Here is a 24,859-nt window from a genome sequence, read left to right as displayed (position 1 = left end):
TTTTTTGTAGCAGATATAATTGTTAGCTCTTACCGTAATATGGTGATCCACCCTTTATACTTCTTCACACCTTCCGGCTTCCTTACTTCCAGGATATAGTAGTAAGTCGATTCGTTCAGGTTAGAACCGTCCCAGTCATTGCGGTAATCTTTGGACTGATATACCATGCTACCCCAACGGTTGTAGATATAAATAGCTGATCCCGGGTATTTTTCCAGACCGCCGATGATGAACCTTTCGTTCTTACCATCGCCGTTCGGAGTGATGACGTTCGGGAATGACAGGTCAGACCCTTCGATCGCCACGCTGGATGCCGCCACGTTGTTGGTGCTGTCTGCATCCGGCATGTTGGTGCTGTAAGCGCTGGCTTCGTTGATGAGTTGACCACCTTCTATTACGCGGGTGGTCAGCGTCATCTGAACGGAAGCGCCTACCGCAAGGTCGCCGATATTCCATGTTACCAGTTTGGTTGCCGGTGATACGGTCACCTCTCCTTTTTCTGCCGAAGTGTTGGTCGGCACGTCCAGCTGCACAGGCAGGCGGTCTTCCGCTCTCACGCTGGTCACCGGTATGTTGCCGGCGTTGCGTACGGTGATACGGTAGGTCAGGTTCTGTCCCATGCGGTAAGGTCCTGTGGCCGGTGCGACGATCTCTTTGGTGATCACCAGGTCGCCTGCCAGTTTATCCGTATCCGTGATAGTGACGGTCGCTTCTTTGGCCGCGCCGGCGGTGAAGGTGTAGCTGGCCGATTTTCCGCCGGTGAGCATGAACACCACAGTTTCCGGAGACTCCACTTCGCTGTCGTCCAGCACACTCACCGGAACGGTTACACGATTAGCGCCTGCCGGGATAGTGATGGTGCCTGTGATCGCCGTGTAGTCTGCATCCGGTGTGGCGCTGCCGCTGATCATGTATTGTATGATGATCGGGTCGGCGGTACGCTTGCCGCTGGCCAGGCTGATGGTGAACTCACCATTGACGTTCGGCTCAGTGGCGTCCGGTTTGCTGGCGGTCACCAGCAGGCTGAGATCTGTATGGTCATCATCCGCGATGTTGACAGTAGCTGTTTTGTTAGCACCTACGGTGTAGCTGATGCGGGCTGATTTACCGCCGGTGATGGTGAGTACCGCTGTTTCCACCGGTTCTATCAGATCATCGTCAGATACGTTCACTGCTACGGCTACACTGTTTTTACCTGCCGGGATGACTGCCGTGCCTGTGAGGGCGGTATAGTCGCTGCCCGGCGCGGCGGTGCCGGCTACGGTGTAGGTCACCGTGATGTCTTCGGCCGGTATCTTGCCACCGGCAAGGCTGATGGTAAATTCACCTGCTGTCGCCGGTTCAGCTGCATTAGCTTTGCTGGCGCTGACCATCAGGTCGAGGTTATCATCATCGTCATCTGCGATGGTCACTGTAGCTGTGACAGCTGTTCCCGGCTTGAAGGCAAGGCTGCCTGCCTGGCCACCGGTACCAGTGATGATCACGGTTTCGTCACCCTCTATCAGCTGGTCGTCGGTGACGGTAACCGGTACGGCTACACTGTTCTGACCTGCCGGGATGGTTATGGTGCCGCTGAGGGCGGTATAATCTGTGCCACTGGTGGCGGTACCTGCCACGGTGTAGGTGGCGGTAATGTCCATGGCGGCAGTTACACCGGCAGGGAGACTGATATTAAAGCTGCCGTTGGTGGCCGGTTCTGCACCGTCTGCCCCTTTGGTGACGTTCAGCACCAGGTTGGCGTCAATGGTCTCATCATCGAGGATATTGACGGTAGTGCTGCCGGCAGCGGTGAAGGTAAAGTTGGCGGAAGTAGCGCCGGTCTGCGTCAGGACCACGGTTTCTGTGCCTTCTATTACTTTATCGTCCTGTACGGTCACCGGTATGCTGATGCTGTTCTGACCTGCCGGAATGGTCACCGTACCTGCGAGCGCTGTGTAATCAGCATTGGCGGTAGCGGTACCTGCCACGGTGTAGTTCAGGGTGATAGCTTCGGAAGAAGTGACGCCAGCCGGCAGACTGATGGTAAAGGCCCCGTTAGTAGCCGGTTCTGCACCATCCGCACCTTTGGCGGCGGTCAGTACCATTTTAGCCGGCGTCTTGCTTTCATCGTCCGCAATGTTAACGGTGGCGTTGCCATTACCGGTAAAGGTAAAGTGGGCCGATGCGCCACCGTTGAGGGTAGCGACTACCGTCTCTGTTACTTCTATGATCTGATCGTCGGCGACGGTCACCGGAACGGCTATACTATTCTGGCCTGCCGGGATGACTACCGTGCCGGTGAGGGCGGTGTAGTCTGTACCGGCAGTGGCGGTACCTCCTACGGTGTAGTTGACCGTGATATCTTCCGAAGAAGTGATACCTGTCGGCAGGCTTACCTTGAAGTTACCGTTGGTGGCCGGTTCTGCGCCGTCTGCACCTTTGCTGATGTTCAGTGACATGCTTGCAGGCGTGATGCTTTCATTGTCCGCGATGTTCACGGTAGCGGTACCATTACCCGTGAGGGTGAAGCTGGTAGACGTTCCGCCGTTTAACGTCATGATCACGGATTCTGTCTGTTCAATCACCTGGTCGTCTTTCACTGTCACTGGCACGGCTACACTATTCTGACCAGCCGGGAGGGTAATGGTCCCGGTGATGGCGGTATAGTCTGTTCCGCTGGTGGCGGTGCCACCGGTGGTGTAGTTTACTTTGATGTCTTCGGAGGCAACGATGCCGGCCGGGAGGCTGATGGTGAAGCTGCCGTTGGTCGCCGGTTCGGACGCATCTGTCGTTTTCACGATGTTCAGCGTGCGGTTGGCCGCCGTGTTTTCATCATCGGTGATGTTCACGGTAGCGCTACTGCCACCGGTGAAGGTGAAGCTCGTGGATGCGCCGCTGGTGATGGTCATCGCTACGGTCTCGGTATTTTCCAGGACCTGATCGTTGATCACCGGTACCGGTACCGTCACGTTGTTCTGACCAGCCGGGATGACCACGGTACCACTGAGGGCGGTATAGTCCACACCGCTGGTGGCTGTACCTGCGATGGTGTATTTCACGGTTACTGCTTCAGCGGCGGTGATACCGTTAGGCAGACCGATGGTGAATTCACCATTCGTGCCTGGTTCAGCCGCGTCTCTGGTTGCGGTCACCGTAATAATACGGTTGGCGGTGACGTCGTCGTTGTCATTGATGTTCACGGTGGCGCTGGTGTTACCGGTGAAGGCGAAGTTGGCCGAAGCGCCGCCTGCCAGCGTCATTACCACTGTTTCTGTATTTTCTATGATCTGGTCGTCGATCACCGGAACCGGTACGGTCACGCTGTTCTGACCGGCCGGGAGGATAACGGCGCCGCCCAGGGTGGCGTAATCTGTACCGGCGGTGGCAGTGCCAGCCACGGTATAGTTGATGGTCACATGCTCTGCTGCGGTAATACCTGCTGGCAGACTGATAGTAAAGGCGCCGTCGCTGGCCGGTTCTGCGGCATCGGTTGTTTTCGCTACTGTCAGCACGCGGTTGATGGCCACATTATCGTTATCCGTAATATTCACGGTGTCGTTGTTATTACCTGCATAGGTGAAGCTGGCAGAATTTCCACCGGTGAGGGTCATGATCACGGTTTCTGTCGTTTCAATCACCTTGTCGTCTTTCACTGTTACGGGGACGGCTATACTGTTCTGGCCTGCCGGGATAACTACGGTGCCGGTGATGGCATTGTAGTCTGTATCCGCGGTGGCGGTACCGGCAATGGTATAGTTTACCGTGATGTCTTCAGCAGCAGTGATGCCTGCAGGCAGACCGATATTAAAGCTGCCGTTGGTGGCTGGTTCTGCGGCGTCGCTGCCTTTGGTCACCACCAGTACGCGGTTAGCGGTGGTAGCATCGTCATCAGCGATGTCGAGGTTGGCTATGCCGGTGATATCACTGACTGTGTAGCTGAAGCTGGTGGAGCTGCCGCCGGTAAGTGTCATGATCACCGTTTCGGTACCTTCAATGATCTTGTCATCGGTGACCGTTACTGGTACAGACACTCCTGGTTGACCTGCAGGGATCACAACGGAGCCTGTCAGACTGATATAGTCAGTGCCGTTTTTAGCGGTGCCGCTGATGGTGTAGGTGGCGGTGATATCTTCTGCCGCGGTAACAGCTGCACGAAGACTTACGTAGAAGCTGCCGTTGGTGCCCGGTTCTGCGGCATTTGCCGTTCTTACTACCTGCAGCACGCGGTTGCCGTCAACATTATCGTCATCAGCGATGGTCACTGCAGCATTACCACTGGTGGCGCTGGCGGTGAAGTTAAAGCTGGTACTGGCGCCGTTGGTGAGGGTAAGGACCACTGTTTCGTTGCTTTCGATGATGTTATCGTCGATCACATTCACCGGTACGAACACCGTGTCTTTTCCTGCCGGGATGACTACCGTGCCGCCGAGGGCGCCGTAGTCGGTGCCACTGGTGGCGGTACCGGCGATGGTGTAGTTCACGGTAATATCTTCGGCCGAGGTTACTCCTCCAGGCAGGCTGATTGCAAAGCGGCCGTTAGTACCCGGTTCCGCGGCATTACCTGCATTGTTTACACTCAGCACCCGGTTAGCGGCGGTGTTATCGTCATCTGCGATATTCACTGTAGCGTTGCCGTTGGTGCTGCTTGCCACGAGCGTAAAGCTGGTGGATGTAGCCCCTGTAGCCGTCAATATTACTGTTTCTGTATTTTCTATGATCTTGTCGTCTTTCACATTCACTGGTACAGTGATGTTTGTCAGGCCGGCAGGGATCACCACGCTGCCGCTCAGGGCAGTGTAGTCATCGCCCGCGGTGGCGGTACCACCTACGGTGTAGTTTACCGTGATATCTTCTGATGCGGTGTACCCCGCAGGCAGGCTCACAGAGAAGGAGCCGTTAGTGGCTGGTTCCGCGCCGTTCACAGGATTAAGTACGCTCACTACCAGGTTGGCCGCCACGTTGTCGTCGTCAGCGATGTTCACCGTTGCGATGCCGCTGGTGGTGCTGGCGGTGAAGGTAAAGTTGGCGCTGGTGCCGCCGGTCAGGGTCATCACTACACTTTCAGTGGTTTCAATCACTTTGTCGTCGATGACCGGCACCGTCACGAATACCGTGTCTTTACCTGCCGGGATGGTAGCGGTGCCACTCAGCGCGGTGTAATCTTTATCACCGGTGGCGGTGCCGCCGATGGTGTAATTCACCGTGATGGCTTCTGCCGCAGTGATGCCTTTAGGCAGACTGATAGCGAATACGCCACTGGTGCCCGGTTCTGCCGCATCGGTCATTCTGGTGACAGACAGGATACGGTTGGCTGCTGTATTGTCGTCATCGGTAATGTCCACCGTAGCGTTACCGGTACCGGTGAAGGTGAAGCTGGCAGAGCTGCCACCGCTGAGCGTCATGATCACGGTTTCTGTCGTTTCTATCAGCTGATCATCGATCACCGGTACCTGTACGGTGGCACCAGGCTGACCGGCCGGGATGACTACGGTGCCCGGGAGCGCCGTGTAGTCCGTGCCGCTGAGAGCGGTGCCGGTGATTGTATAGTTGACAGTGATGTCTTCTGCTGCGGTATAGTTTGCCGGCAGGCTTACGGTAAAGGAACCGTTGACATTAGGCTCTGCAGCATCGCTTGCTTTGGCCACCGTCAGCACCAGGTTGCCAGCCACCGCATCGTCATCAGCGATGTTCACGGTAGCGTTGCCGGTACCGGTGAAGGTGAAGCTGCCGGAGGTACCGCCGGTCAATGTGGCGATGACCGTTTCCGTGGGCTCGATGATTTTGTCGTCGGCTACGGTCACGGGGATATCAACGCTGTCCTGGCCTGCCGGAATAACTACCGTGCCGCTCAGGGCAACATAGTCCGCTCCTACCGCAGCGGTGCCTGTTACCGTATAATTCACGGTGATGTCTTCAGCAGCGGTGATGCCTGTTGGGAGTCCCACTCTGAAGGCACCGTTGGCAGCCGGTTCTGCTGCGTCTTTGTTCCGTACGATACCCAGTACGAGGTTTGCCGGAACGGTATTTTCATCATCGGTGATGTTAACCGTGGCGTTGCCGTTGCTGCTGCTGGGCACCAGGCTGAAGCTGGTGCTGGTGCCGCCGGTCAGGGTAACGATCACGGTCTCTGTCGGCTCGATGATCTTATCATCTTTGACGGTTACCGGCAGGAATACGGTGTCTTCACCGGCCGGCAGTACAATAGAACCACCAAGGGCTGTATAGTCATTGCCGCTGGCAGCGGTACCCGCCACGGTATAGTTCACCGTGATATTCTGTGAGGCGGTATAGCCCGCAGGTAGGCTGATGGAGAACTGGCCATTGGTGGACGGTTCTGCGCCATCTGCTTTTTTATTAATGCTCAGCACCAGGGCTGTCGGCGTATTGTCATCGTCCGCAATATCCATGGACGCGTTACCGCTGGTGGCGCTGGCAGAGAAGCTGAAGTTGGCACTGGTGCCATTGTTCAGCGTCATGATCACCGTTTCAGTGTTCTCAATGATCTTATCGTCAGTCACTGCTACTGTCACATCTGCACTTTCCTGGTTGGCCGGCAGTACAACCGTGCCTCCGAGGTTGGTATAGTCGGTGCCGTTAATAGCGGTACCGGTGATGGTATAATGTACAGTCACATCTTCTGCTACGGTCACGCCGGCAGGGAGACTGATACGGAATGTTCCGTTGGTGGAAGGTTCTCCTGCATCTGCAATACGCGTTACGCTCAGCACCACGTTGTCCGGTGTGTTGTCGTCATCCGCGATGTTCACAGTAGCCTTACCGTTGGTAGTGCTGGCGGTATAGGCAGCGCCGCCGGTACCGTTGGTGATGGTCAGTTCAACGGTTTCTGTATTTTCTATGATCTTGTCGTCTTCCACATTCACTGCTACCGGCACGCCGTTTTCACCGGCAGGTATTATCATGGTATTGGTCAGTGCGGTGTAGTCGTCGCCGGATGTGGCGGTCCCGGCAACGGTATAGTTCACCGTAACGGGCACTGCGGCAGTATAACCGGCAGGCAGGCTGATACGGAACAGGCCATTGGTACCCGGTTCTGCGGCATTGCCTTTATTTTCCACGCTCAGCACGCGGTTGGCGGCGATATCATCGTCATCGGCGATGTTCACGGTAGCCGTACCGTTGGTGGTGCTGGCAGTGAAGGTGAAGTCCGGAGAAGCGCCGCCGGTAACGGTGAGGACCACCGTTTCCGTACCTTCTATGATCTTCTCGTCCATCACAGTCACGGGCACGTCTACCCCGTTGGTATTCGCCGGTATCACTACGGTACCGGTGAGGGTATTGTAATCTTTTCCATTTTCGGCAGTGCCACCGATGGTGTAGTTCACAGTGACAGGCTGCGCAGATTTTATATTAGCCGGCAGGCTTACCGTAAATGCGCCGTGGGTGGACGGTTCAGCTGCATCTGTTTTCTTCACGATGCTGATCACCTGATTGGCGGCGGTATTGTCGTTATCGGTGATGTTCACGGTAGCTATGCTGTTACCGGTGGCCGGGGTGAAGGTAAAGTTGGTGCTGGTACCGCCAGTCAGCGTCATTAGAACAGTTTCTGTACCTTCTATGATCTGATCGTCGTTTACCGGTACGGATACCGTCACACCAGGTTGACCGACAAGAATCTTTGCCGTACCTGTCAGCGGCGTATAATCGTCGCCGGCAGTCGCGGTGCCTCCTATGGTATAAGTAACATTTATCTCTTCCGCCGCAGTATATCCGGCAGGCAGACTGATAGTGAACTCACCAGGGGTACCTGGTTCGGCGCCATGGGCGGTAGCTGCAACTGACAATACGTTATTGACCGCGTTGTTATCATCATCGGCAATATTTGCAGTGGCGCTGTTACCGGCCGGGTCTGCCGTATAAGTGAAGGAGTTACCGTCTGTACCGCCGTTAAGGGTCAGTATAGCCGTTTCCGTGTTCTCGATGATCTTATCATCGGTGACGCGCAGCGGCAGGCTGATACTATTGCTGTTGGCCGGCAACGTGATGGTAAAGATGGCGTAGTCCGTATTGCGCACGGCGGTGCCGGTCATGGTATAATTCAGCGTGATATTGGCTGAAGAGGTATAATCAGCAGGCAGGCTTACGGTGTAGGAACCGTTGGTGTTAGGCTCAGCCGCGTCTGCATCTTTCACCACTTTCAGTACCTGGTTGGCGGCAGTGGCGTCGTCATCAGCGATATTCACGGTAACGTCGGTGTTAACCGGGTCCGGCGGGAAGATAAAGGCGTTTCCACCACCGTCCGTAGCACTGCCTGACAGGAGTGTAATGGTCATGGTTTCTGTCGCCTCAATGATCTTGTCGTCCAGTACTTTGAGCGTTACCGGGACAGCGTTGGTGCTGGCCGGGATCACGATAGTGCCCAGGGCTTCGTAGTCCGTTCCGGAGATAGCGGTACCGGATACACGATAACCTACGGTGACAGGCCATGCGGAAGTAGCCACACCTGCCAGTTTCACGGTAAAGGTACCGTTGCTGGCCGGTTCGGCGGCGTTGGTACCGGTGATCACCTGTATCGGCGTACTGCTGGCCGCATTGGCGTCTACGATGTTCACGGTGGCCCCGTTACCGGATGGGTCTATGGTAAACGGATAGCTGGAAGAAGCTGCACTGGTGAGGGTCAGTATCACTGTTTCAGGCCCCTCAATAATGCCGTCGTTGCCGGCATCGACATCAATAAATATTTCGTTGGCGCCTGCCGGTATAACGATCGTACCGGCGGACAGGCCCAGTAAATTGTAGTCTGTTGCATTGATAGCTGTCCCTGTCAGGGCGAAGTTAATGACCACATCCTCTGAGCTGGTCACACCCGGTTGCAGCGCGATCCTGTACTGACCGTTGGTACCACCTTCTATGGCGTCGGATACTTTGGTCAGCAGCACTACGTTGCGGTTGGTGGTGTAATCATCATCGTTGATGGTGACGGTAGCGGAACCTCCCCCACTGGCAACGGTGTAGGCGAACTGCGTATCGTTACCGCCGCTGATGTTCAGGATCACCGTTTCAGCAGGTTCTATCACTTTATTATCGATCACATTCACGGGTACGGTTACACTTTCTTTACCGGCAGGGATGGTAATAGTGCCGGTAATTGCCTGGTAATCGGTACCTGGCGTGGCAGTGCCGGCGCCTATGGCATAAGTCACCTGGATATCTCTCGCAGAAGTGTATCCTGTTGGGAGGCTGATCACAAAGTGACCATTGGTGGCCGGTTCTGCGGCGTCTGCACCTTTAGTGACAGCCAGTACCTGGTTGGCAGCGGTGTTGTCGTCATCTGCGATGTTCACCGTAGCAGCGCCGTTGGTAGCGCTGGCCGTGTAAGCGAAATTAGTGCTGGCGCCGCCGCTGATGGTCAGGATAACGTCTTCCTGTCCTTCGATGATCTTGTCGTCGGTAACAGTAACAGGGACGTCTATACTGTTCTGTCCCGCAGGGATGGTCGCGGTGCCTGTCAATGCGGTATAATCTTTACCGCCGGTAGCAGTTCCACTGATGGTATAAGTCACCTGGATGTCTTCAGATGGTTTAACACCTGTTGGCAGGCTAATGCGGAATGAACCAGGAGTAGTCGGTTCTGCGGCATTGCCGTTGTTGGCAACACTCAGGATGCGGTTGGCCGCGGCATTTTCATCGTCGGTAATATTAACGGTAGCCGTCGCGTTGGTAGGACTGGCGGTGTAAGTAAGACCTCCGCCTGTTCCGCCGGTCAGGGTCATGATCACGGTTTCGGTGTTCTCTATCAGGTCGTCGTCGCTCACTACTACCGGAACGGATACACTGGGTTGCCCCGCAGGCAGGGTCGCGGTACCGGTCATCGCTACATAATCGGACCCACTGGTGGCTGTACCGGCGATGGTATAGTTGACAGTGATCGGTGCTGCTGCGGTGTAACCGGCAGGCAGACTGATATTGAACGCGCCGTTGGTGTTCGGTTCTGCGCCATCTGTGCCTTTGGTCACGCTGAGTACCTGGTTGGCCGCCACGTTGTCGTCATCGGCAATGTCCACGGTTGCGTTGCCGTTGGTGGTGCTGGCGGTGAAGACAAAGCTGGTGCTGTTGCCGCCGGTCAGCGTGAGCGTCACGTTTTCCGTGCCTTCTATGATCTTGTCATCGATGACAAGGACCGGGATGGACACATTGTTCTGACCTGCAGGCAGTACAACCGAGCCGGTCAGCGTCGTGTAGTCTGCACCGTTGGTAGCGGTACCACCGATAGTATAGTTAACGGTCACAGCTTCGGAAGTTCTTACCGTTCCCGGCAGGCTTACTTTAAAGCTGCCATTGGTAGAAGGTTCTACAGCGTCAGATACTTTCACGATGCTGAGTACACGGTTAGCGGCCGTGTTTTCGTCATCCGCGATATTCATGGTTTCGGCGCCGTTGGTAGTGCTCGGCGTGAACGTGAGCGTACTGGTAGTACCACCGGTGATAGTTACCACCACGGTCTCTGTATTCTCAATGAGGTTATCATTGATCACGTTGACAGGCAGTGTGGTACCATTGGCGCCGCCGGGGATAGTAGCGGTGCCGGTCAGGGTAGCGTAATCTGCGCCGCCGGTAGCAGTGCCGGTCACGGTGTAACTTACGGTGATAGGTTCAGGCACTGTAATGCCGGCAGGCAGGGTGATATTGAAAGTATTGTTAGTGCCCGGTTCGGCGGCATCGCCGTTTTTGGTGATGCTCAGCACGCGGTTGGCCGGGATGTCGTCATTATCGATAATGTTAGCGGTAGCAATGCCTTCTACCGGATCCGGGGTGAAGGTGAAGTTGGTGGACGAACCGCTGTTAAGCGTGATGATCACGGTTTCGGTACCTTCTATGATCTGGTCATCCACCACATTACCTACTGAGGCGGTGGCGGTGGCTCCGGCTGAAATGACAGCCGTTCCGTCAAAATGGGATGGCGTCAGACCATTGTAGTCGGTACCCAGGATAGCGGTACCTCCTACGCTATAGTTGATCGTCACCGGCTGAGAGACAGTGATGCCCGGAGCCAGGAGGAAGTTGAACCGCAGTGTACTGCCGCCTTCGGCGCCGTCACGGGCCACTTGTACCCTTACCACACGGTTGGCTGGCGTATCATCATCGTCCGCAATGTTCACCGTTGCTGTTTTAGCAGCTGCTGATGCCGTGTAGGCAGATCCGCCGCCGGTGCCGTCGGTGATGGTCATCACAACCGTTTCTGTCAGTTCGATGATCTTATCATCTGCCACCGTTACAGGCACTAACACATCTGGCTGGCCCGCCGGAATGGTGGCGGTGCCGGTCAAAGCGGTGTAGTCTGTGCCGCTGGCGGCTGTTCCCGCGATCGTATAATTCACGGTAACAGGTACAGCAGCAGTAATACCTGTCGGCAGGCTGATTTTAAATGCGCCGGGAGTAGCCGGTTCGGCGGCGTTGGCATCATTCACCACGCTCAGCACCCGGTTGGCCGCGGTGTTGTCATCATCGGTAATATTGGCCGTAGCATTACCATTGGTAGCGCTGACGGTATAGGTGAAGTTCGCAGAGCTTCCGCCGGTCAGCGTCAACACCACTGTTTCGGTGTTCTCTATCACCAGGTCATTGGTCACGGCTACCGGCAGGGTGATGTTGTTCGTTCCTGCAGGGATGGTTGCTGTGCCGCTTAAAGTAGTGTAGTCGGTACCGTTGGTGGCGGTTCCTGCGATGGTGTAATTCACGGTGATGTCCTCGGACGGTTTTACCGTCCCCGGCAGACTGATCTTGAATGCCGCATTGGTAGCCGGTTCTGCCCCATCGTTTGTTTTAGTGATGCTCAGCACGCGGTTGGCCGCGGTATTATCGTCATCGAGGATGTTCACGGTAGCGTTACCGTTCGTAGCGCTTGGCGTAAAGGCAAAGCTGGTGCTGGTACCACCGGAGATGGTCATGATCACGGTTTCGGTGTTCTCCATCAACGGGTCATCGCTCACGGTCACGGGTACGGTTACACTGTCCTGACCGGCAGGGATGATCACGGTGCCTGGCAACGTCGTGTAGTCGGTGCCATTAACCGCGGTACCGCTGATGGTGTACGTTACGGTCACCGGTTCAGAAGAAGTCACGCCTGCGGGCAGACCGATCTTAAACGCACTGTGGGTAGCAGGTTCGGATGCATCTCCCCCTGCGTTGCGGACGCCGAGCACGCGGTTGGCCGCTGTATTGTCGTCATCGGCAATGTCGGCAGTGGCGCTGCCTTCGGTACTGCTGACGGTGAAAACAAAGCTGGTGCTGGTACCACCAGTCACCGTTGTGATGACAGTTTCAGTGTTCTCGATGATCTTGTCATCGGTAACGGTGATTGGCAGGGTGATGCTGTTCTGTCCCGCAGGCAGCACCACCGATGTTCCCAGGGCAGCGTAGTCTGTGCCGCTGGTAGCGGTACCGGAGGATGTATAGGCTATGGTTATATCTTCAGAAGATTTGATATTGGCAGGCAAACTAATGGTGAACTGACCATGAGTAGCCGGTTCTGCGGCATCCGTTGTTTTTTTGATGCTCAGTACGCGGTTGGCCGCGGTGTTGTCATTGTCTGCTATTGCCAGGGATGCATTACCATTGGTAGTGCTGACGGTGTAGGTAAAATTAGGGCTGGTACCACCGGTGAGCGTTACCACTACGGTCTCTGCGTTTTCAATGATCTGATCATCGATCACATTCACCGGTAATGCGATGTCCGACTGGCCTGCCGGTATGGTCACCGTACCGGTAAGCGCGGTGTAATCAGACCCACCTGTGGCTGTACCACCGATCGTATAGCTGACGGTGATGTCTTCCGTCGGTTTAACGGTAGACGGCAGGCTGATGGTAAATCCGCCATGGGTGGACGGTTCAGCCGCATCGGCTGTTTTGGTCACGCTCAGCGTGAGGTTAGCCGGCGTGTTTTCATCGTCGATCACGTTCACCGTAGCCGTAGTGGCGCCGGTGCGCGGTGTCAGCGTAAAGTTGGCGGAGCTGCCGCCTGTTACCGTTGCGATAACAGTTTCCGGTTTCTCCAGCAGCTGATCATCCATGACCAGTACCGGCAGCATTACGCCGCCTGAACCGGCAGGAATCACGACGGACCCGGTCAGCGCCTGGTAGTCGGCACCAGGGGTGGCGGTACCGGCAACGGCATAGGTTACGAGATTGTCTTCAGCAGCAGTCACCCCTGCAGGCAGGCTGATATTGAACGCGCCGTTGATGATGGGCTCTCTGGCATCGCTGCTCCAGACAATGCCTACCGTAGTTTTAGCAGGGTCGTTGGCATCGTTGTCAGCGATATCCAGTGTAGCGGCTGGCTGAGTGCTGCTGATATTGTAGGCATTACCGCTGATGGCGCCGAGGGCGTTGTTCAGGGTAACGGTCACGTTTTCTGTTATTTCAAGGATATTATCGTCTGTCACTATTACGGGCAGGGATATACTGTTACTGCCGGACGGGAAGGTAACTGTGCCGGTCAGTGTCGTGTAGTCAGTACCGTTAGCAGCGGTACCTGTCACCGTATAGTTAACGTTGATGTCTTCTGTGGCTGTTATAGCGCCAGGCAGGCTGATTTTGAAGGCGCCGTCCGGTGTTCCTTCTTTACCATCCTGAACTTTGGTGATAGACAGGGTCTGGTTGACAGCGGTCACCCCGCCGAAGGTAGAGAAGCTCTGTATACCGCTGAACTCAACGTATTCCACGCCGTCCTGCTGACCGGTAGCTGTTGGCACCAGTTCGGTGATATTCGTCAGTCCTTCCGGCGCCAGGTCGGCCAGTGTGGCGGTAATATCTCCGGTGTGTTTAAACCATGTCCAGCGCTGGGTACCGGGTACGCCGCGGGTACCGGAGAGCATATTCTCTGCGTTCGTTTTTTCCGCAGGGTTCCAGAACAGGCGAACGGTGACACCGCCGTTTTGGGTGAGGGCAGCGCCGGTGTAATTGATCTGCACCAGTCTGCGCATCAGCTGCGTACCGTAGTCGGTACCGCTGTTTTTACCCAGGGCGGCGTTCATGTCCCTGTTCACGTCCACCAGGGCTGACAGTTTGCTCACGTCCATGGTATTTCCGTTCAGGGAGATAGAAGCGATGTATTTATCGGCATCTGTAGGATCGATAAAGTACAGCGTGTCGTTGCTGATACAGGTAGCAGCCACTGTCCTGGTGGTCGCATCGGGTACCAGGGTAGCTGTACGACGGAGGTGGCTGGTCACGAGGGTGAATACCACACCGTCTTTCAGGGCGCTCACGTTGTCGAAGCTCACGATGCCTGCGTTGAAGCTGGTGGCTGGAATTTCGGTTATCGTACCGGTGGTGAAGTTACCGTCGCCGTCTTCGTCCACCATGATGGTGAAGTCTTCGGTGGCGGTACCTTTCACGGTGATGCCGTTCAGATCGAACTGCATGCTCAGCGGCTGGGTGCTGATATCGTAATTGGTGAACTGTGTTTTCCATTCCTGCGTGAGGCGTTCGGGGATACAGCTGCCCAGGGGCAGGTCTGTACCGCCAACGGTGAGGGCGTTGCTGTTGCTGCCCAGCAGGAGGTAACTTTTATCTTCACCGAAGGTATTGGTGTTTTCTGCATTGGTGGCGGCGATGGTACGCATACCCACTGTCAGGATGGAACCGGTGTGGATGCTGCGGGACTGTTTCTGTGTCAGTGCTTCGCGGTCATCGCGGCCGATACCGAAGATGTTGTTTTTATAAGTGCTGTTGGCAGTAGCGTTCCAGATCACGGAGCCGTCTGTGGCCAGGTAGTTTTGCGCGGTGCTCTGATCGAGGGTGATGCCATATTTAATACCGAGATAAGATTCCACCTGCTGCGCTTCTGTTGGGGTGAGGGCAGCTTTGTAGACGATCACTTCGGGGATTTTGCCGTTGAAGATGCGGGCATCGTATGGTCCGGTGGTGCGGCCACCTATTTCAAAGAAGGAGCCGTCTGCCTGTGGCGCACAGGAGGTGCCAATGTTACCTTGTTTACCATTCAGCCAGGTACTTCCGCCCAGGGCGTTGGCAGCCTGTAAATAAATACCTCTGGCGATAACAGGGCCTGCATAAGCAGGTGTAGATTCTCCCACCACGCATCCCCCGCCATCAAGACCAAAAGTACCGTTGGTCTGGTATACCAGCCCTCTGCCTGAAATCTGGGTGGTCCAGGCCCCATTGGAACCAAAAATGGCTGTCAGGCCATTAGGGGGCACTCCTGCAGATGACGTGACAGAGAAGATGGATAGGTTTGCGGATGTATTCCAGTTGACGCCCGCATCACCTTTCAGGGATTTGGTAGCAACACCTGTGAAATCAATCGATGGGTTAAAGTTGATGCCGTTGGGTACTTTGATGATATCGACCGAGGTAGTGACAGGGTCTGTGTGCGCCTGAACAGCCGCCCGCAGTTCAGTCGTCATGGAACCAGCCTGGTTCAGCCACTGCTCTACCTGGTTGCTGCCGTTCACCTGAACGTCAGCATCGGCTTTCACCCACAGCATTTCATTGGGTACGCCGCCCGGTGCTGTCACGAAGCTGGCGTAGGTGAAGTATTGTCCGTTGGCCAGGTCTATGTTGGCGGTAAAGCTGGCTACGCCGTTCACGTCGGATTCGGCCAGTTGGATGAACTGGTCGGCGCCATCGAACGTAGCATCGTCGCTGACGATCAGGTACGGTGCCGTAGCCACCTTCGGCAGTTGATTTTTGCCGATGGCGAGGGTTACGCTACCTACGGTACCGGATTCCTGTACTTTCCAGATCCGCGCCATGCGGGTGGTGACAGCCGGGTTGCCGGTGACAGCGGTGGTGAAGGCGGTGCTGCCGCCATCGTCGCCCCATACCATGTAAGTTTTATCTGCAGAGAAGGTATTGGTATTGCTAAGGTTGTCGGCCGCGATGTTACCGAGGCCCACGATGGGCTGTAAGCCGGTGTTGATGCTCTGGCTTTGTTTCTGTGCCAGGCCTTCCACGTCGTCGCGACCGATGCCGGTGATATTATTTTTATAGGTGGCGTTAGCGGTAGCGTCCCACACTTTGGTGGTGCCATCGGTCGCCAGGTAGTCTGTCGGGGTGGTCTGGTCCAGCGTATAGCCGTATTTGATAGCCAGGTAAGTGGACACACGTTGCCGTTCGGTGGTAGTTAACGCGGTCGGGTATACGATCACTTCGCCTATGGTGCCATTCCATGCCTCGGGAGTATTCCAGGAAGCGGTGCCGATCTTGGCGCCACCAGCAAGTGTATTCCAGGTTTTGGCTACTGGTCCGCCCAGCAATTTCATTTTGCTATATAACGAAGCATTGCCGCCACTGCCGGCCCATGTAGCGACCATTTCATCAAACCTGCCCGGTTGCCAATGGCCGACAGTGCTCGACAAATCATTAAAATATCCTACAAAAGCAGCATTCCCGCTACCAGCTGCCGAGGCAATACCTGTGCCGTTGCTGTTGGATGCAGCTCCATATGAGAGTATATATTGACCAGTACTGATGGATACCGGGCGGCCGGCGCCGAATATTGTTCTGGCGCTTGTGCCTGCCGGTAGCTTAGTGAAATCGAGATCAAGAAAATCTGAACCATCAAATTTCACCACCGGATTAAAGTTGGCATTATCAGCACCGTTTCTCATATATAGCGGCTGATTCGCCGCAGTAACCTGTTTCGCATTGTTCAGCTCAGACGCGTAATCGGTCCAGCCATTGACGGTAGTATTGTCCGTTGTGCTGGAAGTACCTGCATCTGCCCGGAGCCAGAGGGAAGTACCCACTACCCCACCAGGCGTTTTAATAGATGCCGCGTAGGTAAAGTACTGGCCATTGTTCAGGTTCACATTGGCGGCGTAGTGTTTTACGCCGTTGAGGGTCGTCGCCGTTACCGGGATGAAAGTATCGCTGCCGTCGAAGGTGGCGTCGTTGCTGACGATCAGGTAGGTCTGTGCCGCATTGGGCAGCGCATCATAAGGTACGGCTACCTGTACGGCGCCCACCGTACCGGATTTCTGTACTTTCCACACTCTTCCCATACGGTAGTTGGCCACAGGGTGGCCCGACAGTGCGGTTTTAAAGAGATGGCTACCGGCGTTGTCGCCCCATACCATATATGATTTATCAGCAGTGAAGTTGTTGGTATTGCTGATGTTTGTTTCCGCGAGGCTGGTAAGACCGATAGCCAGTTGCATTCCGCTCATGGTGTTGCGGGACTGTTTCTGGTTCAGATCTTCCGCGTCATCACGACCGATACCGGTGATATAGTTACCGTAACCGGTGTTGGCTGTGGCGTCCCACACGGTGCTGCCGTCGGTGGCCAGGTAATTGGTGGCGCCATTGTTGAGCGTGATACCATACTTAATGGCCATGTAGCTATTCACCTTCTGTTGTTCAGTTGGTGTGAGCGGGCTTGTATAAACGATCAGGTCTCCCATGCGGCCGTTATATGAAACGCCGTTATTCCAGCCCAGCTGGAACGCCTGAACACCTCCGGTGATAATGTCAGTGTTATTACCATTGAGCACATTCACTCCATTTTTGAAAATAGATTGTTTGTTAGCCGGGAGGCTCACATTGTTGGTGGCTGTCCAGAGAATTACCTGATTATTGATGTCGCCGGCATTGAAAAGGAGGCGGTTGTTTTTGTAAGGAGGGTCCCAATACACTATATTATTATCCCAGGTAGCATGTAATGAAAACTGGTTAACACCGAGCGCTGGCGCCACTTCTGTGAAAATAACAGTTTGATTGGCTACCGCCTGGCTGCCTGCATAAAAAGCATAGGCGGAGTTGTAAGTGCCGTTTTTCAGGAAAGAGCCGCCCGTCATGGCATGCGGTGCACCATTAAACTTCACCACAGGGTTAAAGTTCATGTTGGCCGTGGCATTGTCCATATATATCGGCTGGTTGGCCGGAGTAGCCTGCGCCACGTTATTGCCGTTAGGACTGTAGTCTTTCCAGCTGCTGATCGGCGTATTATCTGTGGAAGCCGACGTATTGATATCCGCGCGCAACCATAACAGATTGCCGCTGGCTACGCCACCGGGGTATTTTACTGCCGCACCGAAAGTAAAGTAGATACCATCGGCCAGCTGGCTGCTGTTGAGCGTGATGGTTTTGTCAGTATTCAGTGGCAGTTCTTTATCGATGGTAGCGAAAGTTGGATCGGTGCTAATCAGCATGTATACTTTCGTGCCGGTTGCTTCCGCTTTCAGGGTAATATCCTGGTCGGTCCAGTTGGTTTTATCCACTTTCCACACACGCGGCAGCCGGCGGGTAGCGCTGGCGCCACCTACCACCGTGGTATAGGAGGAAGCCGACAGGCCATTATCTCCAAATACCAGGAAGGATTTATTGTTGGAAATAGTATTGGTATTTCGTTCGTTGGTGAGTTCAATACTGCTGCCCAGCGAAAGCGTCACAAAGCCGGTATCCACGCTGAGGGACTGTTTGGTGTTCAGCGCGGTGGAGTCGTCACGACCGATACCGGTGATGCGGTATTTATAGGTCGGATCAGCTGTCCAGTATTTGGTGCCGTCGGTGGCGAGGTAGTCGGTCGCACCATTATTAATGGTGATACCATACTTCAGGCCGAGGTAGGATTCCACGGACTGGCGCTCTGCGTCTGACAATACCCGGTTGTAGGCCACCACCTCACCCATGGAGCCCATCCAGTAAAGTCCTCTGGCAGCGATGGTGCGGGAGCCGATAGCTATCAGATTGGCCGTAAGCGGTGATAAATTGATGGTACCCTGCATATCAAGTTTGTGGTTTGCAAACATGCGTATGCCATTGGGCGTATTGCTGGCCTGTGTAACGCTGAAAATGTATGGTTTACCGGGTTGGAAGGTATATGCGCCACCTACTGCGACTACCGCTGCAGCGTTCTCCAGGTATTGCTGTTGTCCTGAGTTGATAAGCCTGAATTCCATGCCATGCGGCGATCCCACGGCGCCGCTGCTCACCAGTTCTCTGCCGCTTGCAAAGCCGGCGCCGCTGGCCACCGCAAAAATGGTAGCGGTAGACGGGTCGATACGGGTAGTGGTAATATCGAGGAAATCATCGGTACCATCAAACACAAGACCGTAATTGAAGTTGAGTGCTTTTGCATCCGTAACAGGCTGACTGCCTACCAGACCCTGTGAGGCATCATTTCCGAAGTTGCTGTAGTCGTTCCACCGGCTGCCGGAAGACATTCCGTCATCGGCACGCAACCAGAAGGAAAGACCGTCTTTAACGCCATTTGGTCCGGAAACCATTCTTGCAAAGGTAAAGTGAGCGCCATCGGCCAGCTGGCTGCTGTTAAGGGTAACAGTACCGTCTGCATCCAATGCGTAGGAAGCATCTCCTGCCCCGAAAGTATTGTCGGTGCTCACGACCAGGTAAGTCCGCTGATTACCGCCGGCGAGTTTGATGGTAATATCCTGGTCTGCCCAGTTGGTTTTCTGTGCTTTAAAAATGCGGGCCATGCGGCTGTTAAGGCCGTTGATACCAGCTACCGGCGTGAGGTAGGTGGTTGCTGCTCCGTCATCTCCAAAGGTGAAGAAAGAAAGATCGTTGGTAATAGTGGTGGGATTGGCTTTATTGGAAGCAGCTATCGCGGTACCGGCGGCGAGGGTTACCATACCGGTGTCGGCGCTTACAGATTGTTTCTGTAACAGCATACCTCTGTCGTCTCGGCCAATGCCGGTAATATGTTTCGCGTAAGTGCCGCCGGCTGCCGCTTTCCACATGGTGGTAGCGCCGTCGCTGGCGAGGTAGTCCATGGGAGCGTCTATACCCAGTGTGAGGCCGTAGCGCAGCGCCATGTAAGACTGTACCTGCTGGCGTTCGACAGCGCTCAGTTTACGGGAATACAGTATTACTTCGGGGATATCTCCATAGAAAGGCGCGTTGTGACCGGCGCCGATGTAGTCTTTATTACCAGCCGCAGAGACGAAGTTCACCGCATTAACATTGGCTGTCAGTAATACTTTACCGTCAATGCCTGCCGCCCAGTCATTAGTGGCGCTCCATATGTTCAGCAAATGCGCGTTGCGTACATTTACAGAAGGAGGGTAAGCAAAGTTCCTGCGTGCCGTGCCGGAACCAAAATAGGTATATTGGTTATTATTACTCCATGTGTACAACGACTGATCGCTAACATAAGTACCTCCGAACTCGAAAGGATAGCTGGCGACAGCAGCGGTATTATCACCGTTGTTTTTTTGCACAGAGAATACTTCAGCAGCTGCAAAGGTATTTGCGATCTCCGGTTGCAGTATAAAATAACTATTGGCGAAACCAACGGCCGGGTTGAAGTTGAGAGCAGCTTCCTTCCATGACGCGGGCACAATAGCTGTCCATGTACGGCGGGATGCGCTCAGCTCTTTCCAGTGTGTGGCACTTGCTCCACCCACGACAGCACTGTCTGCCCTTGTCCACACTTCCAGCCCCGCAGCCACGCCGGCCGGGGCCGCCTGTACATAGGCAAAAGTAAAGTAGGCGCCGTCAGGCAGCTCGCTGGTATTCAGTGTAAGCTGACCGTTGGCGTCCAGCGCAAAGGATTTGTCTCCGGCGCCGAAAGTTTCGTCGTTGCTTACTAACAGGTAGTTGGTAGTGTTGCCTCCTGTCAGCGCGAGTGTAGTAGGTACGTCGGCCCAGTTGGTGCGGTCTACTTTATAGATACGGGCCATGCGCAGCGTCATATTGCCCAGGCCATAAACGGCTTGTGTGTAGGTGGCGGGCCGACCGTTATCGCTGAAAGTAAAGAAAGATGCGTCATTGGCGATGCTGGTGGTATTCTCCGCATTAGCGGCCGCCAGGCTGTTGCCGATGCCAATGGTTACATTGGCGCCGTCCAGTTGCGACAGGCTTTGTTTTTGCAGCAAAGTACCGTTGTCGTCTCTGCCGATACCGGTGATACGTTCGCCGTAACCGGTGTTTTTGGCGGCGGCCCACATTTTCGTGGCGCCATCGCTGGCGAGGTAGTCGGTCGCTGCGCCCGCGGCTGTCTTCAGCGTGAGCGCATATTTGAGCGCCAGGTAGCTGTTGACCCGCGCCCGTTCGGCAGCGGTCAACTGCTTGTTATACAGAATAACTTCGGCGATGCGGCCATTGAAAATGGAACCATGTCCTGCGCCAATGGCGGAGTTCATAGCGGCCCCTCTACTGAAAGTGACGGGGAAGGTGGAATTGTTGCCGATGTTTTTACCATCGAAGTTCACCGCCCAGTCACCGGGAGCGCTCCAGTTATTTAATATATGTGCCTGTTGAATGTTAATGCCTCCCAGGGAGTATCCCGGTCTTGTGTTGGTACCAAAATGCGTATAGTGGGAGCCGTTATAGACATAGAATGTTTGGGTAAGCGTAGCGGGATCGCCACCAAATTCAAACGGGAAGCCTGGCGTAGTGGAAGTAGCTGCCAGCGCAGAAGCCTGCACGGAGAATATTTCGCCTGCTGTATAAGCATCCGTAAATTTCGGTACACTGAAATAGTTGTTGGCCTGGAAGTTGATCGCAGGGTTATAGTTAAGGCCATTCTTTTGCCAGCCAAGCGGCGCATTGCTAAGTGCCAGCGGCCATTCGCGAGACACTGCCTGGTCACTCCATTTGAGGATGTTGCCATCCACCACGGTAGCGCCAGCGTCGGCTTTTACCCATGCCTGTAAGTTGTTGGCAACGCCGCCGGGGAAGCGTTGTTTCTGACCGAAGGTAAAGTAGGCGCCGTTGGCGAGATCGTTGCTGCTCAGTGTAACCGTTCCCGTGCTGCTCAGTTTCAGTTCTTTGGTAATCGTGCCAAAAGCCCCGTCGGTGCTGACAAGCAGGTAGTTATCACCATTGCCTCCGGCCAGTTGCAGGGTGAGCTGCTGGGTATTGTCCCAGGTGGCGGTTTTCTGTACGCGGAATACGCGGTCCATACGTTGATTGGCATTGGTGCTGGTGACAGCGGTGAAGTAGCTGGTGCTGCCGCCGTTGTCACTGAAGACGAAAAATGCCTTATCTTGTGTGATGTTGTTGGTATTGGCAATATTGGAAAGTGCGATGGCATTTCCCAGCGCGATGGTTACCAGACCGGTGTCCTGGCTAAGGGACTGTTTCTGGTTCAGCATGGTACAATCCTCACGGCCGATACCGGTGATGCGCCTGCCATAACCGGCGTTGATGGCAGCCGTCCACATTTGCACAGTGCCGTCGCTGTTGATATAATCGGTGGCGCCGTTGTTGAGCGTAACGCCATATTTGAGTCCCATGTAGGATTCGATGCGCTGCATCTCTGCCGGCGAAAGATCGCGGTTGTAGATGAACACTTCCGGCACAAAGACTTTGGAATATTCAGAGTAGGTAGCTCCTCCCAATTCCAGCGTCCAGACGGTGCCATCTGCGGTGGGACCATTTTTCACCAGTCCGCCGTTGCTTTTAAATTCATAGGCGCCGCTGGCACCCCTTTCAAAAGAATAGAGTTTTCCTTTGGTAGTAATTGCATTACCGGTGTTCAGCCAGCCTTCCACGTACAGGCGGTTTTCAGACCCTGCGTGCCACCCCATCAGCTTATTGCTGCTGGAGCTGGCGAAAACGCGGCCCGTCTGGGAACCTTCCAGCAGTCCCATTCCAATTATGGAATAGGCGCCTGATACCGCTGCCGAAGCGGGCACCTGGTGCGCATCGTTACCATCATAATAAATAGCAGGGTTGAAGTTGACCATGCCAGTGGTATTGTCGGGATCTCCGATCACTTTCATGTGATTGGCGTTACCGGAGATATCACCCCAGTTGCCCCCGTTCACCGCCTGATCTGCCCGGTACCAGGCCACTACGCCGTTGTTTACACAGGCCGGACCGGTAAAGTTCATCGGGATGCTATTGCCAAATTCCGAAGTACCGCAGTTGTTGGCGGGGATGCGCAGGGTGGCCGTCCAGAAACCGAGGCCGGTAGTGCCCGGACCGGCATTGTAGGTAATCGTTTGCGTAGAAGTACCTGCGGAGAGTCCTGTTAATGACGTAACATAATATTGCCCGCTTGTTTTGCTCGCAGCGGGATCGTTTGCATAGATATCGACCGTGTATTGTGCTCCGGCGGTGATATTGGGTATCGTAAGCTTTAGCTGGTATTGCCCTCCTCCCAGCGCGTTGGATGATACCAGTACCGGCGTTTTACCGGCAGCAGCCGAGTAGGTGCAGTTCCCTGCCGTCAGGGAGATGCCCGGTCCTTTATTATTGAATATGCTGTTGTTGGTGATCAGCACCTTGTTGGGGGCTTCGTTAATAATACCTGCGCCACCATTATTATATATTACGGAACCGCTGACTTCTGCGTCGGTGACGCCTGCGCCGCCGTGGAACCAGATACCGTTGCTGGCATTGTTTACCACGGTATCGCCTTTCAGGTCTACGTCAGTCACCGCGTTGGCGCCGTTCACCACGATTCCTGATCGTGTCTGATCGTAAAAAGCAGAATTGACAATATCAACGTTTGTTCTGGCAGCATTGCTATAGAACTCGATACCGTCCACACTCCGTTCGAACCTGGAATTGGTCAGCTGGAAATTGGTGGCTGCTCCTATAACATAAATCCCGTCTACATCAAAATCACTAAAAGTGACCTTGTCAATGGTCACTCCGGAGGCGGCAGCATAAAAACCGATACCGACATCCGCGTCATCTGCATTGGAGGGCTTATCACCATTGAGTGTGGAGTTGGTGCAGGTAAATCCGTTGACGGCGCCTTCAAACCGTATACATGCATTCCCGCCGAATTGTCCGGGTATCCGGTTTTCCACCAAAGCTTTATTGATAGTGATATTACTGGCTGTGCCGTTGAACCAGATGGCGTGAATATCGTTCTCATTAATATTAATGGTGTCCAGCTTAATATTGCTGGCGGTGTTGTCGAAACGGATGGCATAGTCTCCATCATCATCCGCGCCGATCACATTCATATCTATCGTTGTCTGGTTGATATCAAAATTGGTGGCGGGGTAATCACAATAAACGCCCAATGATACGCCGCTCCACAAACTATCGATGGTCACATTTCTGAACAGCACATTGTTGGCCGTTTCCACTGCGCCGGCGGTGTTATCAAACATCACCGCGTTCTGGAAGCCGCTGATATTGCTGTTGGTGAACGTCAATCCGTTCACACCTGCATCGCGGAATACGATGCCTTCTCCCCCGCGGGTATTGTTGGCAGAGCTGAGCTGGATATTGTCCATGACCAGGTCTGTTTGCATGCCGCCAGTAAAATAAAAAGCCCGCCCGATGTGCGGAGCGAGGCTGGCGGAACCGGCGGGTTCGACGTCGGTGGACGCAATATTTCTTATCGTTAGCCTGGTAGAGGCCCCCTGTACCCGTATAAACGAATTCAACGTGTTCCCTACCGTACTGAAGGAGCGTATATTCTCAATGGTTATCCCTGTTGTATTCGGAAAAATGTCCACATTGATATCCCCGTTGTTCTGCACGGTGAAATTCCGGACGGTCACGCTATCTGCATTGATCACAAACGGATTAATGACGGAGTTGGTGCCGGTGGAATACAGCGTGATCCTGTTCTGCCCGTCGATCGTCAGTTTCTTTGCTGTAATGGTGGGCAACGTGGTAGCCAGTGTGATCTGGCCATGCACGTTGAATACGATATTGTGCGGGCCCGCGCCCGCCGCATTCGCGTCCAGGATGGCCTGTCTGAACGAGCCAGGCCCGGCGTCGTTGGTATTGGTAACGGGGAAAGTGCCCGCGGAGGCGGCAAATGCCGTTGCCATGCCAAACAGTGCCAGTAGCAACCGCTTACAGCTAAAGCTGAAAAACCTTGAATCGGGATTCATAACATTATTTAAGAGGGACATCATGCAATAAACATTGGGTAATAAGGGTCCGGGACCACCGTTTTCAACCGGCAGGCCAGTAAAGATTCTATCAGGAATCTTTAATTTTCATATGCTCAGGACGTGATATG

At 54.5% G+C, this 24,859-nt stretch carries 1 protein-coding gene; it reads right to left on the bottom strand.

Going from position 1 to position 24,859, the window contains the following annotated elements; all coding sequences use genetic code 11:
- Positions 1–29: 29 nt before the first annotated feature.
- Positions 30–24,728 carry a DUF8202 domain-containing protein gene (locus B5D63_RS34755; protein ID WP_159456150.1) on the bottom strand — a complete coding sequence of 8,233 codons (24,699 nt, stop codon included), beginning with the start codon at positions 24,726–24,728 and terminating at the stop codon, positions 30–32.
- Between the last annotated feature and the right edge of the window lie 131 nt (positions 24,729–24,859).

Origin of the sequence: Chitinophaga eiseniae (assembly GCF_900167135.1) — a bacterium.
GTDB lineage: Bacteria > Bacteroidota > Bacteroidia > Chitinophagales > Chitinophagaceae > Chitinophaga > Chitinophaga eiseniae.
The sequence above is the reverse complement of the archived record's forward strand: the minus strand, read 5'-3'. Positions and strand labels throughout refer to the sequence as shown.

Excerpts from the sequence above, each read along its gene's own strand:
- B5D63_RS34755 (WP_159456150.1), bottom strand. The coding sequence starts at position 24,728 with ATGAATCCCGATTCAAGGTTTTTCAGCTTTAGCTGTAAGCGGTTGCTA.